At 63.1% G+C, this 14,231-nt stretch carries 13 protein-coding genes; 7 read left to right on the forward strand and 6 right to left on the reverse strand.

Annotated elements, in window-relative coordinates:
* A partial coding sequence (locus tag ACXJ7R_RS11905) for a cytosine permease (RefSeq protein ID WP_457152005.1) occupies positions 1–582 on the forward strand: 582 nt, incomplete at its 5' end.
* 38 nt (positions 583–620) lie between these two features.
* Here ACXJ7R_RS11905 and ACXJ7R_RS11910 read toward each other — a convergent pair.
* The 5 genes from ACXJ7R_RS11910 to tpiA form a co-directional block, all read right to left on the reverse strand.
* The gene (locus ACXJ7R_RS11910) at positions 621–1,160 is read right to left on the reverse strand and encodes a DUF1697 domain-containing protein (RefSeq protein ID WP_457152006.1); all 540 of its coding nucleotides are present in this window, start codon (positions 1,158–1,160) and stop codon (positions 621–623) included.
* A gap of 135 nt (positions 1,161–1,295) precedes the next feature.
* Positions 1,296–2,933, reverse strand: a complete 1,638-nt coding sequence (locus ACXJ7R_RS11915) for a CTP synthase (RefSeq protein ID WP_457152007.1) — start codon at positions 2,931–2,933, stop codon at positions 1,296–1,298.
* Positions 2,934–3,173: 240 nt separating this feature from the next.
* Entirely contained in the window at positions 3,174–4,292 is a 1,119-nt protein-coding gene (locus ACXJ7R_RS11920; RefSeq protein ID WP_095081393.1) for a L,D-transpeptidase, read from the reverse strand.
* A 211-nt stretch (positions 4,293–4,503) separates the two neighbouring features.
* Complete coding sequence (gene secG, locus ACXJ7R_RS11925) at positions 4,504–4,980, reverse strand: preprotein translocase subunit SecG (protein WP_457152008.1); 477 nt, start codon at positions 4,978–4,980, stop codon at positions 4,504–4,506.
* Positions 4,981–5,128: 148 nt separating this feature from the next.
* Positions 5,129–5,896 carry a triose-phosphate isomerase gene (gene tpiA / locus ACXJ7R_RS11930; RefSeq protein ID WP_457152009.1) on the reverse strand — a complete coding sequence of 256 codons (768 nt, stop codon included), beginning with the start codon at positions 5,894–5,896 and terminating at the stop codon, positions 5,129–5,131.
* Between the two features lie 143 nt (positions 5,897–6,039).
* On the opposite strand from tpiA, the gene ACXJ7R_RS11935 reads away from it, so the two are divergent.
* Genes ACXJ7R_RS11935 through ACXJ7R_RS11955 form a run of 5 tightly spaced genes read left to right on the forward strand, consistent with a single transcriptional unit; the run spans position 6,040 to position 11,445 of the window.
* On the forward strand, positions 6,040–7,932 hold the full coding sequence (locus ACXJ7R_RS11935) for a SurA N-terminal domain-containing protein (RefSeq protein WP_457152010.1): 1,893 nt from the start codon (positions 6,040–6,042) through the stop codon (positions 7,930–7,932).
* The gene (gene trpD / locus ACXJ7R_RS11940) at positions 7,929–8,939 is read left to right on the forward strand and encodes an anthranilate phosphoribosyltransferase (protein ID WP_457152011.1); all 1,011 of its coding nucleotides are present in this window, start codon (positions 7,929–7,931) and stop codon (positions 8,937–8,939) included. Before ACXJ7R_RS11935 ends, trpD begins: the two co-directional genes overlap by 4 nt.
* Positions 8,940–8,942: 3 nt before the next feature.
* On the forward strand, positions 8,943–9,755 hold the full coding sequence (gene trpC / locus ACXJ7R_RS11945; protein ID WP_457152012.1) for an indole-3-glycerol phosphate synthase TrpC: 813 nt from the start codon (positions 8,943–8,945) through the stop codon (positions 9,753–9,755).
* Between the two features lie 2 nt (positions 9,756–9,757).
* Positions 9,758–10,240, forward strand: coding sequence for a cyclic pyranopterin monophosphate synthase MoaC (moaC, locus tag ACXJ7R_RS11950; RefSeq protein ID WP_457152013.1), 483 nt, complete (start codon positions 9,758–9,760; stop codon positions 10,238–10,240).
* Complete coding sequence (locus tag ACXJ7R_RS11955; RefSeq protein ID WP_457152014.1) at positions 10,240–11,445, forward strand: molybdopterin molybdotransferase MoeA; 1,206 nt, start codon at positions 10,240–10,242, stop codon at positions 11,443–11,445. The genes moaC and ACXJ7R_RS11955 overlap by 1 nt, the downstream gene beginning before the upstream one ends.
* Positions 11,446–11,493: 48 nt before the next feature.
* Here ACXJ7R_RS11955 and ACXJ7R_RS11960 read toward each other — a convergent pair whose 3' ends face one another.
* Complete coding sequence (locus ACXJ7R_RS11960) at positions 11,494–12,324, reverse strand: alpha/beta hydrolase (RefSeq protein ID WP_457152015.1); 831 nt, start codon at positions 12,322–12,324, stop codon at positions 11,494–11,496.
* Positions 12,325–12,635: 311 nt separating this feature from the next.
* Here ACXJ7R_RS11960 and ACXJ7R_RS11965 point away from each other — a divergent pair.
* Positions 12,636–14,231 (forward strand): AMP-binding protein (locus ACXJ7R_RS11965; RefSeq protein ID WP_457152016.1); only part of this gene is annotated, 1,596 nt, incomplete at its 3' end.

A 14,231-nucleotide genomic window follows, 5' to 3' on the forward strand; every position in this document is an offset into this window, starting at 1 on the left:
GTCTATCACGAGGTGCTCCTGCACCCCGACCAGATCTCGGCGAAATTCGACAGCTGGTTCCTGGCAGCCCTTGCGGCCCTGACCTTCGCCGTGGCGACGCTTGGTATCAACGTCGTCGCCAACTTCGTGTCGCCGGCCTTCGACTTCTCAAACGTCTTTCCCAGGCAGATCGACTTCAAGAAGGGCGGCTATATCGCGGCGCTGATCGCGCTGGTGCTCTACCCCTTCGCGCCGTGGGAAGGCAGTGCCGCCTCCTTCGTCAACATCATTGGCGCGACGATGGGACCGATCTTTGGGGTGATGATGGTTGACTACTATCTGATCCGCAAAAGTGAGGTCGACGTCGAAGCACTCTATCGCGAGGACGGCGAGTTCCGCTTCCAGGGCGGCTGGCACGTCAATGCCTTCATCGCCGCCGGCATTGGCGCCATCTTCTCGTCGATCCTGCCCAACTTCACCAACTGGCTGCCGTCCTGGTGGGGTGTCTATGGCTGGTTCTTCGGAGTTGGCATCGCCGGCACCATCTACTACGTGCTGCGCACTGCGGCTTTGGGCGCTGGCGCCAAGACCGCGAAGGCCTGACAGGCATCGTCCGGGGCGGCGCAAAGCCGCCCCGGATCCTATGCGCCGACCATTTCGGCCAGTTTGCGCACCGTGTTCCAGTTGCGCGACGTGCCGATACCCAGACGTTTGTGGCTCGTTGCCGCCAGAAGCCGCGAACTGGGCCTCTCACGCGAAAAAACAACCCAGATGTCGCCACCGATCGACATCACCTTCTCGTCCGCGGCGGCATAGGTCTGGAGCGCCGTTACAGCATCCATGGGCGCGGGTTTGCGCATCACGCGCACCGCCACCTGGTCGCCAGCTTCGGCGGACTCACCCGGGAACGGATTGCCGGCGGCAAGCGTCCGCCAGTCCTCGGCACCGCGCACGATGATATCGACATGCCGGCCGAAGGTTTTTTCGAAGGCTGCTTCCAGCCGTTGCTCCAGATCAGCGACGGCCGTTGCCGACGTCTCGAAGACCAGGTTGCCGGTCGCAACCAAGGTGCGAACATTCTTCAGGCCGAGGTCTTCCGCCATCGCCTTCAGGTCGACCATGACGAGCCGCCGTCCCTCGCCCAGGATGATGCTGTAGAGGAGCGCGACGTAGGTCTGCATCGCCTACAGCCGGATGATTTTAGGCCGAATCGACCTGAAATCTGAATCCGCCTCTAAATCAAAGAGATAGGGCATGATGTCGTCCGAAAACCGCTTCACACTTTTCGGCATCATGCTCTAGCCAGCCAGTAATCGTTACACCAGCCGGCTCTGTTCCACTGCCGCCTCGATGAAGCTGGCGAACAGCGGATGCGGGTCGAGCGGCCGGCTTTTCAGTTCCGGATGATACTGAACGCCGATGAACCAGGGATGGTCGGGGTATTCGACCGTCTCCGGCAACACGCCATCGGGCGACATGCCGGCAAACACCAGGCCGCAATCCTCGAGCCGCTCCTTGTAATCCACATTGACCTCGTAGCGGTGGCGATGGCGCTCGGAAATCTGCGTATCGCCATAGATCTCGGCGATCTTGGAGCCCTTGGCGAGATCGGCCTGATAGGCGCCGAGCCGCATCGTGCCGCCGAGATCACCGGTTTCCCGGCGCTTTTCCAGCATGTTGCCTTTCAGCCATTCGGTCATCAACCCGACCACCGGTTCGTCGGTTGGGCCGAATTCGGTCGATGAGGCATGCTCGACACCGGCCAGCGACCGCGCGGCCTCGATACAAGCCATCTGCATGCCGAAACRGATGCCGAAATACGGCACCTTGCGTTCACGCGCGAACTTCGCCGCCAGGATCTTGCCTTCGGAGCCACGCTCGCCAAAGCCGCCGGGAACCAGGATGCCGTGCACCTTTTCCAGCCAGGGCGTCGGATCTTCCTTTTCGAAGATCTCCGATTCGATCCAGTCGAGCTTGACCTTGACGTGGTTGGCCAGGCCGCCATGCGAAAGCGCCTCGATCAACGATTTGTAGGCATCCTTGAGGCCGGTGTATTTGCCGACCACGGCGATGGTGACCTCGCCTTCCGGATTGTGGATGCGGTTGGATACTGCCTGCCAGGGCTCCATGCGCGGCTTCGGCGCCGGATCGATGCCGAACGCGGCCAGCACTTCCGAATCAAGCCCTTCCTTGTGATAGGCCATCGGCACATCGTAGATATGCGGCACGTCGAGCGCCTGGATCACAGCACTTTCGCGCACATTGCAGAACAGCGACAGTTTTCTGCGTTCTTCCTTCGGAATGGCGCGGTCGGCGCGAACCAGCAGAATGTCGGGCGCGATGCCGATGCCGCGCAGTTCCTTGACCGAATGCTGGGTCGGTTTGGTTTTCAGCTCACCCGCCGTCGGAATGTAGGGCATCAGCGTCAGATGCACGTAGACGGCGTTGTTGCGCGGCAGGTCGTTGCCAAGCTGACGGATCGCCTCGAGGAACGGCATCGCCTCGATGTCGCCGACCGTGCCACCGATCTCGCACAGCACGAAATCATAGTCGTCATTGCCGTTGAGGACGAAATTCTTGATCTCGTCGGTAACGTGCGGAATGACCTGCACGGTGGCACCGAGATAGTCGCCGCGCCGTTCGCGCTCGATGATGTTCTTGTAGATGCGGCCGGTTGTGATGTTGTCCTGCTGGTTGGCCGAGCGGCCGGTGAAGCGCTCATAGTGGCCAAGATCGAGATCGGTCTCCGCACCGTCATCGGTGACGAAAACCTCGCCATGCTGGTACGGCGACATCGTGCCTGGATCGACATTGAGGTAGGGGTCGAGTTTTTTGATGCGTGCGCGATAGCCTCGCGCCTGCAAGAGAGCCCCAAGGGCCGCTGCGGCAATGCCTTTTCCAAGTGAGGAAACCACGCCGCCTGTGATGAATACATATCGCGCCATGGGAGTCATCGCTTAACGCGGCCGGATTGATTCCGCCAGAGAAAAAACCGCCGCGAAGGTTTTTTCCCAAGAAGGCGCGATACCCCTATGCATGTCGCCCAAAGCGCGAAGCAGTTTTTGGGACAACGACATGCACAAAACAAAGAACTAAAGCGCGTCGATTGAATCCGTTTCAACGCAACGCGCTTGGGGCAAGTCAAAACAAAAGGGCCGGCAAAGGCCGGCCCTTCGGCATGATGGATGCTGGCGTCAGATGATGACGACCTTGGTGCCTACCCTGACGCGGCTGTAAAGGTCCATGACGTGCTCGTTGATCATGCGGAAGCAGCCGTTGGAGGCGCTCGTTCCGATCGACTGCGGCGCGATGGTGCCGTGGATTCGCAGATGCGTGTCTTTCTTGCCGTCATAGAGATAGATGGCGCGGGCGCCCAGCGGGTTCTGGCCACCGCCGGGCATGCCGTCCTTGTACTGCCCATAGTGCTTCGGCTCGCGCTTCTGCATGTCCAGCGTCGGGATCCAGCGCGGCCATTCCTGCTTGTCGCCGACCGCGACCGTGCCCTTGAACTGCAAGCCTTCGCGGCCGACCGCAATGGCGTAGCGGCGAGCGGTGGAAGACGATTCGACGAGGTAGAGGCGGCGAGCGCTGGTGTCGATGACAATGGTGCCGGCGTCGTAGCCGGTGAATTCCACGTCCTGCGGCACAAACTCCGGCTTCACCTTGAACTGCTTCTTGGCTTCCTTCTTGGCGAGAGCCTGGTCCAGCGCACGTGTCTCGGGGAGATATGAGACCGAAGACGAAGAGCTGCCGCCGAAGAGGCCGGCGAACAGGCCGCCGCTCGACTGCTTCTTGCCGATGACTTCGCTGCGCAGCTCGCCATTGTTTCCGGTCAAAGCGACGTTCATCGCTTCGGCGGGGAGTGGCTCAGCCGACTGGATCGGTTCGATCGGCGCAATCGGCTCGATGATGTTGACGGTCTTCTTGGCAGGCTTGGCGTCGGCCACTTCGGTTGCCGAAGCGGTCTTGCCCCTCTTGGCGAGGAACGCTTGCCGTTCCGCCTCGGCCTTGGCCTTGGCCGCTTCGCGCATCGCCAGCTTCCTGGCTTCCAGCGCCTTGGCCTTGGCCGCTTCCTTGTCGGCAACGATCTTGGCCTCGATCTTCTTGATCTGGGCGAGATCGTCCGGTGTCGGGCTTTTCTTCTTCTTGAGAAGCTTCAATTGCGCCGCATCACTCTTGACGGCGACGTTGATGGCACTGGTTGTTTCAGCCGATTGATTTGCGGCCATATTGGCCGGCATGCCGGCGAAAGCCGGGGAACTCATGCCGAGTACGGCGCAGAGTCCCATGAAAATGAAGCTGCGAAGCTGCATGGCGAAGATCCGATCGTTCTATGCTTGTTGCCCACGGCGTCACTCAGCGCCCCCCAAGGGCGCCGGAAATGCCGCGCGCAATCTATAGTCGAATAAGCGCGGACGCCTCAAGGGTAACGCCACATTGCAAGCACTCGATTCTTCGTGATCGTGCTGCATTTGCCGCGACTGTGTTCAAACGACAACAGATCGCGGCTTCAGGCGCTGGAGACTACTGGTTCGGGACCTGCGGGGTCGCCGGTGCAGCGGGCGTGGTGCCGTTGGTCGCGGGCTGAGTCGAGCCGGCGGCGGGCGCCATGGCCGGGGCAGTCGCCGGAGGCGTTGCCGCGGCATCGTTGCCGGACGGCGGCTTCGGCGCGGTGTTGCCGGCGGGCGCCGGAGTGGTCGTGCCGGGCAATTGGTTGAGCACACCCTTGCCGGCGCCGTCAGATGTCGCGGGCACGCGGTCGAGGATGTCGATCGGCTTCTCGCCGTAGCGGGCGACGATCGACAGTGTCAGCGACGTGGCGAAGAAGGCGGCGGCCAGGATCGCCGTCGCACGCGTCAGCGCGTTGGCCGCACCGCGCGCGGTCATGAAGCCGGACCCGCCGCCGATGCCAAGACCGCCGCCTTCGGAGCGCTGCAGCAGCACCACGCCGACAAGGGCGAGCACGACCATGAGATGGATGACGATCAGTACGGTTTCCATAGTTTATCCTGGCAAGGCCTTGCCCGGTCGCGGACCGACCGGTGAATTGGAGGCGGCTCAATACAATGCTTTGATGGCATTTCCAAGCCCGTGGCCGGAATATGGGAAGCAACGCTCCCTTTGCAACGATTTCCGGCGCTGTCCACCCCTAGGCGATGCTGCGATAAGCCTCGGCGATGGCAAGGAAGTCCGCCGCTTTCAGGCTGGCGCCACCGACCAGCGCGCCGTCGACATTCCTGACGCCGAGCAGTTCGACCGCGTTGGAAGGCTTGACCGAGCCGCCATAGAGAATGCGCATCTTGGCCGCGACGCTGTCGAGTTTTTCCGACAGCTTTTCGCGGATATGTGCATGTGCTTCGGCCACGTCGGCGGCGGTCGGCGTCAGGCCGGTGCCGATCGCCCACACTGGCTCATAGGCAATGATGGTGTTGGACGGGGTGGCGCTTGGCGGTACCGAGCCGGCGACCTGCCGCGACAGCACATCGAGCGTGGCGCCCGCTTCACGCTGCTGCTGCGTTTCGCCAATGCAAATGATGGCCACAAGCCCGGCGCGCCAGGCGGCTGAAGCCTTGGCCTGGACCGTCGCGTCATCCTCACCGCGTTGCTCGCGGCACTCGGAATGGCCGACGATGACATGGCTCGCGCCGGCATCCTTCAGCATTTCCGCCGAGATGCAGCCGGTGTAGGCGCCGCTTTCCTTGGTGTGGCAATCCTCGCCGCCGGCGTGGACCGGCGTGCGTGACAGAATCTCGGCTGCGTGGGCAAGCAGGGTTGCGGGAACGCAAACCAGCGCTTCGGTCTCCGCATCGAGCCCACTCATGAAACCGTTGCCGATCATCCTGAGCTCGTTGAGCGAGGCAGTGGTGCCGTTCATTTTCCAGTTGCCGGCGACGAGCGGGCGAATTCCTGGCGTCATGGGTTGCTTCTCCGGGCGATATCAGGCTCTGGCCCTCACTACCAAAATCAGGCCACAAAGCAATCGACAGTGGACCGGAAGGGCGCTATTGCGCTTGTTTCAGACTCGGCGCATGCGAAAATGCGCATAAATCGGAAGTAACGATGCTTGGTGTATTGAGAAGCGCGGCGGGTACCTGGGTCGCGAAGGGTCTACTAGTGTTGCTGGTGCTCAGCTTTTTGGTCTGGGGCATTTCCGGACGGCTGATGGGCGGTTTCGCCGGCCACRATTCGGTTATTTTCGCCGGCGGCACCAAGGTGTCGATCAACGAATACCGTCTCGCCTATGACCGCCAGCTCTCCGTCATGTCGCAGCAATTCGGCCAGCGTCTCACCCACGAACAGGCAAAGGCGCTCGGTATCGACAACCAGGTACTGGCGCAGCTCGTCTCGGGAGCCGTTCTCGACGAACAGGCCCGCAAGCTGGGCCTCGGCCTCTCCAAGGACCGGCTGGCCGAGCTGACACGCGAAGATCCGGCCTTCAAGGGTCCTGGCGGCCAGTTCGACAGGCGAACCTTCGAATATATGTTGCAGCAGATTGGCATGCGGCCTGCCGATTATCTGAAGAACCGTGCCCAGGTGGCGGTGCGCCAGCAGATCGTCGAGGCGGTCTCGGATGGCCTCAAGGCGCCGGATACTTTCTTCAAGGCGGTCGCGCTCTATCGCGGCGAAGACCGCACCATCGACTATTTGACGCTGCCCAAGGCCTTGGTCGAGCCGATCGGGGCGCCGTCCGACAGCGTGCTCTCGGCCTATTTCGACGCCAACAAGAAGACGTACGCGGCACCAGAATACCGCAAATTCTCGTATGTCCGCCTCGAACCGGTCGACATCATGGATACGACCGCCGTCACCGACCAACAGGTCAGCGACGACTACAACAAGAACAAGGCGCGCTACACGACGCCGGAGCTGCGCACCATCGAGCAGCTTGTGTTCAAGACGCCTGACGCGGCCAAGGCCGCGCTGGATTCGCTCAAGGCCGGCGCCACCTTCGACAAGCTTGTCACGGCGGAAGGCAAGACCCCGGCCGATACGTTGCTCGGCACGCTGGCCAAGGACAAGATCGCCGACAAGGCGGTCGCCGACGCGGCCTTCGCACTCAATGCGAATGAAGTCAGCCCGGTCGTGCAGGGCGCCTTCGGTCCGGTGCTGCTGCGCGTCACCGAAATCAAGCCCCAGGTGGTGAAGCCGCTGACCGAAGTGTCCGACCAGATCCGCAAGGATCTGGCGCTGGGCGAGGCAAGTCGCATCCTTCTGGACGTGCGCGACAATTACGAAGACACCCGGGCCGCTGGCGGCTCGCTGGCCGACGCCGCCACCAAGTTGAAGCTGAAGATCGTCACCATCGACGCCATCGATCGCAGTGGCCTGAGACCTGACGCAAGCATCGTCAAGGACCTGCCGCAATCGCCGGAATTGATCAAGGCTGTCTTCGACGCTGAACCCAACACGGAAAACGACGCTTTGACCACGGCGGACAACGGTTTCGTTTTCTACGAAGTGGCTTCCATCACACCGGCTCGCGACCGCACACTGGACGAGGCTCGCCAGAAAGTCGTCGCCGACTGGACCGCCGCCGAAACAACCAAGCGCCTCACCGCCAAGGCAGGCGAACTCGAAAAGCGGCTCAAGGCCGGCGCAACGCTCGACGTTATCGCCGGCGAACTGAAGCTGGAAAAGCAGACCAAACGCGGCGTCAAGCGCGAGGCCGACGATGTCGACTTCGGCAAGGAGGGCGCCGCAGCGATGTTCGGCGTCGGCGAAGGCGGCACCGGGCTGATCCCCTCGCCCACCGGAGACGGACAGATCCTGTACAAGGTCGCCGAAGTGTTCGAGCCTGCCGGAGCTGACGCCAGCTCCGTGCCGGAAGACGCACAGAAATCCTTCACCTCCGGCATGTCGGACGATCTGCTCGACCAGTTGGTGGCGCAGTTGCAGACGCAATTCGACGTTCGCATCGACCAGGCCGCCGTCGCCCAAGCCTCGACAAGATGAGCGCGCTGAAAACCCATATCGCCAAGGTCGCGACCGGAAGCGCGCTTTCCTTCGAGGAAGCGCGCGAGGCTTTCGACATCATCATGTCGGGCGACGCAACGCCCGGCCAGATCGGTGGCTTCCTGATGGCGCTGCGCGTGCGCGGCGAGACAGTGAGCGAGATTTCCGGCGCCGTCGCCACCATGCGCGCCAAGATGCTGCGCGTCGAGGCGCCCGCCGGCGCCATCGATATCGTCGGCACCGGCGGTGACAATTCCCACAGCGTCAACATCTCGACGGGCTCGGCGTTTGTTATTGCCGGCAGCGGCGTGCCGGTTGCCAAGCACGGCAATCGCGGGCTGTCGTCGCTGACAGGGGCCGCCGACGTGCTGGTCGCGCTCGGGGTCAAGATCGATATCTCGCCCGAATTCATCGGCCGCTGCATCCATGAGGCGGGCGTCGGCTTCATGTTCGCGCCCGCACACCATCCGGCGATGAAGCATGTCGGCCCGACCCGCGTCGAACTCGGCACCCGCACCATCTTCAACCTGCTTGGGCCCCTCTCCAACCCGGCTGGCGTCAAGCGTCAGATGGTCGGTGTGTTCCTGCCGGAATGGATCCTGCCGGTGGCCGAGACGCTGAAAGCGCTGGGTGCCGAGCATGCCTGGGTTGCCCATGGCGATGGCTATGACGAGATCACCACCACCGGCGAGACCCATGTCGCCGAGCTGATCGGCGGTGAGATCCGCAGCTTCACGCTGACCCCCGAAGCTGTCGGGCTGGAGCGCCACACCAAGGATGAATTGCGCGGCGGCGACGCAGCCTACAACGCCGACGCATTGCGCGATATGCTGAGTGGCGCTGCCGGCGCCTATCGCGACACCGTGTTGATGAATGCCGGCGCCGGGCTTGTGGTTGCCGGCAAGGCGACGACACTTGGCGACGGCATCGCGCTCGCCGCGCAAGCCATCGACAGTGGCCGCGCGCTGCAGGTGCTTGACCGGCTGATCGAGATTTCGAACGGGTAGAGCGTGTCTGACATTCTTCGCAAGATCGAGGCCTACAAGCGCGACGAGATCGCGGCGGCAAAGGCACGCGTACCGCTGGCCGAGATCAAGGCGCGGGCTAAACATGCCGAGGCGCCGCGCGGCTTTCTTGCCGCGCTCGAGACCAAGCGCAAATCCGGCGCCTTCGCGCTGATCGCCGAGATCAAGAAGGCAAGCCCCTCCAAGGGCCTGATCCGCGCCGATTTTGACCCGCCGGCATTGGCGCAGGCCTATGCGAAAGGCGGCGCCGCCTGTCTTTCGGTGCTGACCGACGCGCCGTCATTCCAGGGCGCGCCTGAATTTCTCACCAGGGCGCGAGCCGCCGTCGCCCTGCCCGCTTTGCGCAAGGATTTTCTGTTCGACCCATACCAGGTCTACGAAGCCCGCGCCTGGGGCGCGGACGCCATCCTGATCATCATGGCCAGCGTCGACGATGCTTTGGCCCGCGACCTCGAATCGACGGCGTTAGAACTCGGCATGGATGCGCTGATCGAAGTGCACGACGAAGCCGAGACGCAGCGCGCGCTAAAACTGTCGTCGCGGCTGATCGGCATCAACAACCGCAATCTCAGGACATTCGAGACCAGTCTCGAAACCTCCGAGCGGCTGGCGTCGATGGTACCGGCCGACCGCCTGCTGGTCAGCGAAAGCGGCATTTTCTCGCATGACGATTGCCTCAGAATGCAAAAGAGCGGCATCGGCACCTTCCTTGTCGGCGAAAGCCTGATGCGGCAACAGGACGTCACCACGGCGACGCGCCTGCTTCTGACGGGCAAGGCGCCGGCCGAGGCCGTCTGACGATGGCGGCCGCCCTCACCCATCTCGGCGCGCAGGGCGAGGCCAACATGGTCGATGTCGGCGACAAGGCAGAGACGACGCGTACCGCAATCGCCGAGGGTTTTGTCGCGATGCAGCCCGAGACGCTGACCATGATTCTCGAAGGCAACGCCAAGAAGGGCGATGTGCTTGGCACTGCGCGTATCGCCGGCGTCATGGCGGCGAAGAAAGCGCATGAGCTGATCCCGCTCTGCCACCCGCTGCTCCTGACGAAGGTTTCCGTCGACATCGAGCCCGACCATGCTTTGCCGGGCCTGAAGGTCACCGCCCTGGCGCGTGTCACCGGCAAGACGGGCGTCGAGATGGAAGCGTTGACCGCCGCTTCGGTTGCCTGCCTCACCATCTACGACATGGCCAAAGCGGTGGACCGCGCCATGGTCATCTCCGGCATCCGATTGGTCGAAAAGACCGGCGGCAAGTCGGGCGACTACAAAGTGGACGCCTGATGGCGCTGGTTCCGGTCGCCGAGGCGCTCGAACGCTTGCTTGAGGGTGCAGCACCTTTGGCGGGCGAAAGCGTTCCGTTGTTCGAGGCTATTGATCGCGTGCTGGCCGAACCGGTCGCAGCGCTGCGCACACAGCCGCCATTCAACGCTTCCGCCATGGACGGCTACGCGGCGCGTGCCGTCGATGTGGCATCGGTGCCGTCGAGACTTTCCGTGATCGGCATGGCACCTGCCGGGCGCGGCTTTGACGGCACGGTCGGCAAGGCACAGGCTGTGCGTATCTTCACCGGTGCGCCGCTGCCCGAAGGCGCCGACACCATCGTCATCCAGGAGAATGTCCGCGACCTCGGTGGTGGTGACGTCGAAGTCATCGAACGGACGGCGGAGTGGCGCAACATCCGCCGCGTCGGCCTCGACTTCTCGAAAGGCGACGTCCTGCTGGAAAAAGGCCGCGTGCTCGATCCGGCGGCATTGTCGCTGGCGGCGTCGGCCAACCATCCACGGGTCAACGTGGTGAAACGGCCGCTGGTCGCCATCATCGCCACCGGCGACGAATTGTTGCCGCCCGGCAGCGAACTCGGGCAGGACCAGATCATCTCGTCCAATGCCTATGGTGTCGCCGCGGCGGCGCAGTCGGTCGGCGCTCGTGCGCTCGATCTCGGCATTGCCGCCGACCGCAAGGAGGCCATCGCCGCGCTGGTGCGGAAAGCGGTCGCGGCCGGCGCGGACGTCATCGTCACGCTGGGTGGCGCCTCGGTCGGCGACCATGACCTGATCCACGACGTGCTGACCGGCGAAGGCATGACGCTCGGCTTCTGGAAGATCGCCATGCGCCCCGGCAAGCCGCTGATGTTCGGCCGCCTCGGCGACATCAGATGCATCGGCCTGCCCGGCAATCCGGTGGCAAGCCTGGTCTGCTCGCAGTTGTTCCTGAAGCCACTGCTGGCGCGACTTGGCGGCCGCGAACACCGCCAGGACATTCGTCCGGCGCGACTGGGCGCTGCAATGCCGGCCAATGATTTGCGCCAGGACTATGTGCGGGCGGTGGTCCGGGACGATGACGGCGGGCCGGTGGCGACGCCGTTCGGCATACAGGATTCTTCGATGCTAAGAATGCTGGCTGATGCCAACGGGCTGATCGTGCGGGCACCGTTTGCCCCCGCAGCGGACGCTGGCGAAGCCTGCAGCGTGCTGATGTTACGCTGAAGATTCGCCAAGCAAGCCATTGACGACAAGCCGAAAATGGACTCGGCGCTATTCCGAGATCAAGGTCCGGGTCAGTGGATGGGCCGGATCGGCAAGGCCGTCGACGATGCTGTAATGGTGCCGGTCGGGCTCGACCACGGAAGAGGTCGTGGCATCGAGGCCGGTCCAGATATTGGCAAGCAAGGCGTTCTGGCGAAGGAACTCCGCGCGTTCACCACCACCGGCCCAACAGGTGATGCGGGCACCATCCATGGGACGCAACAGCGCCGGGCTTTCGGCCAGCGCCTCCTGCTCGTCGATTGCGAGTGTCGCGTTCATCTCGGTGCGCATGATCGGGCGCAGGTCGTGGAGGCCTGAAATCGAAACGACGTGGCGTATGCGCCGCGCCACATCGGCCGCCAGCGGCGTTGTCGCCGTCACCATGCGGCTGGCGAGATGTCCGCCGGCCGAATGGCCGGTCAACATCAGCGGCCCGTCGACCAGTCCTGCCGCCTTGCCGATCGCCTCGCCGATCTCCTGGACGATGCCGGCGATGCGGATTTCGGGGCAGAGCGTGTAGGAGGGCATCGCCACGGCAAAGCCGCTGCTGACGGCACCGTTGGCGAGATGCGACCAGAAACTCTTGTCGAACGCCATCCAGTAACCGCCATGGATGAACACCACCAATCCCTTGGGCGTGGCACTGGGTAGGAAAAGATCAAGGCGATTGCGCCGTCCGCCGCCATAGGTGATGTCGAGCCGTGCCCGGCCCTCTGACGAAAGCGCGTCACGAAACGCTTCCGCCGGCTCCACCCACGCGGTCGGCCAGCGGTCGCTGCCGGCGATGTTCGCGCTGTTGGCATAGGCATTGTCCCAATCGGCAATGCGATGTCTAGGCATCGGCATCCTCCCCCAAAACGGCATCGTTTCTGCGCTAGCAATGGCCACCGCCACGCCATGCGTCAATGCTCCATGGCAAAAACATTTTAGGCTTGAAACAAATTTCGACTGGTGCGATCCTGCCGTCACGAACAGCCGACTATGGGAGGTCCGCTGTGCTGCCAAAACCTGCAATGTCCACCCTTTCGGATGGCGTCGAGCAAGGTGCGACTGGCAGCACGAAAACCTCTTCAAAAGCAGGACCTTGAGATCCACCCCAACAAGCCAGGCGCCTCGCGCACTGGCCAGGCAGCAGACAGGATAGCGGCGACATGCTTGGGCCTTCAGCGCATATCGACACGTTCACGCGCGATCACCTGCCGCCGCCGGAGCAATGTCCGGACTTCCTGCTAGACGGTTTCGACTATCCCGAACATCTCAACGCCGGCGTCGAACTCACCGACAGGCTGGTCGAGAAGGGCCTGGGTGACCACACCGCGCTGATCGGCAATGGCCGCCGCCGCACCTACAAGGAACTGTCCGACTGGACGAACAGGCTGGCCCACGCGCTGGTCGAGAATTATGGTGTCAAGCCGGGCAACCGGGTGCTGATCCGCTCGGCCAACAACCCCGCCATGGTCGCCTGCTGGCTGGCCGCCACCAAGGTCGGCGCCGTGGTCGTCAACACCATGCCGATGCTGCGCGCCGGCGAGCTCGCCAAGATCGTCGACAAGGCGGAAATCACGATCGCGCTTTGCGACACCAGGCTGATGGACGAGATGACCGCTTGCGCCAAGGACAGCGCGTTCCTCAAGCAGGTCATCGGATTCGACGGCACCGCCAACCATGATGCCGAACTTGATCGGGCGGCTCTCGACAAGTCGGTCGTTTTCAGCGCCGTCAACACTGGCCGCGACGACGTCGCGCTGCTCGGCTTCACCTCGGGCACGACAGGCGTGCCGAAGGCAACGATGCATTTCCACCGCGACCTTCTGATCATCGCCGACGCCTATGCCCGCGAAATCCTACAGGTGACGCCGGATGACATCTTTGTCGGGTCGCCGCCGTTGGCTTTCACCTTTGGCCTCGGCGGCCTCGCCATTTTTCCCCTGCGCTTCGGTGCGGCGGCGACGCTGCTCGAACAGGCGACGCCGCCCAACATGATCCACATCATCGAGACCTACAAAGCAACTATCTCCTTCACAGCGCCGACCGCCTATCGCGCCATGCTGAAGGCCATGGATGAAGGTGCCGACCTGTCATCGCTGCGCGTCGCCGTTTCGGCTGGCGAGACCTTGCCCGCTCCGGTCTTCCAGGAGTGGACGCAAAAGACCGGCAAGCCGATCCTCGACGGCATCGGCGCCACCGAAATGCTGCACATCTTCATCTCCAACCGCTTCGATGACATGAAGCCGGCGTCTACCGGCAAGCCGGTGGGCGGCTACGAGGCACGCATTGTCGATGACGAGATGCGTGAGGTGCCGCGAGGCTCGACTGGCAGGCTTGCGGTGCGCGGGCCGACCGGCTGTCGCTACATGGCTGACGACAGGCAGAAGGAATATGTTCGCGACGGCTGGAATCTCACCGGCGACACCTTCACCCAGGACGAGGACGGCTTCTTCCATTTCGCCGCCCGCTCCGACGACATGATCGTCAGCGCCGGCTATAACATCGCCGGCCCCGAGGTCGAGGCAGCGCTGCTGGCGCACCCGGACGTCGCCGAATGCGCTGTGATCGGCGCTGAGGATGCCGAACGCGGCCAGATCGTCGAGGCGCATGTTGTGTTGGTGCAAGGTGTGGCACCTGACGCGATGACCATCAAGCGTCTGCAGGACCATGTCAAAGCGACGATCGCGCCCTACAAATATCCGCGATCTGTGAAGTTCATTGCTGCGTTGCCCAAGACACAGACCGGCAAAATCCAGCGC

The sequence above is a fragment of the Mesorhizobium sp. P5_C1 genome (assembly GCF_054049815.1).

What these genes read in the sequence shown, in the direction of transcription:
- ACXJ7R_RS11910 (WP_457152006.1), bottom strand. Translation starts at nt 1,160, where the DNA reads ATGCAGACCTACGTCGCGCTCCTCTACAGCATCATCCTGGGCGAGGGA.
- ACXJ7R_RS11920 (WP_095081393.1), bottom strand. Translation starts at nt 4,292, where the DNA reads ATGCAGCTTCGCAGCTTCATTTTCATGGGACTCTGCGCCGTACTCGGC.
- secG (WP_457152008.1), bottom strand. Translation starts at nt 4,980, where the DNA reads ATGGAAACCGTACTGATCGTCATCCATCTCATGGTCGTGCTCGCCCTT.
- tpiA (WP_457152009.1), bottom strand. Translation starts at nt 5,896, where the DNA reads ATGACGCCAGGAATTCGCCCGCTCGTCGCCGGCAACTGGAAAATGAAC.
- trpD (WP_457152011.1), top strand. Translation starts at nt 7,929, where the DNA reads ATGAGCGCGCTGAAAACCCATATCGCCAAGGTCGCGACCGGAAGCGCG.
- moaC (WP_457152013.1), top strand. Translation starts at nt 9,758, where the DNA reads ATGGCGGCCGCCCTCACCCATCTCGGCGCGCAGGGCGAGGCCAACATG.
- ACXJ7R_RS11955 (WP_457152014.1), top strand. Translation starts at nt 10,240, where the DNA reads ATGGCGCTGGTTCCGGTCGCCGAGGCGCTCGAACGCTTGCTTGAGGGT.
- ACXJ7R_RS11960 (WP_457152015.1), bottom strand. Translation starts at nt 12,324, where the DNA reads ATGCCTAGACATCGCATTGCCGATTGGGACAATGCCTATGCCAACAGC.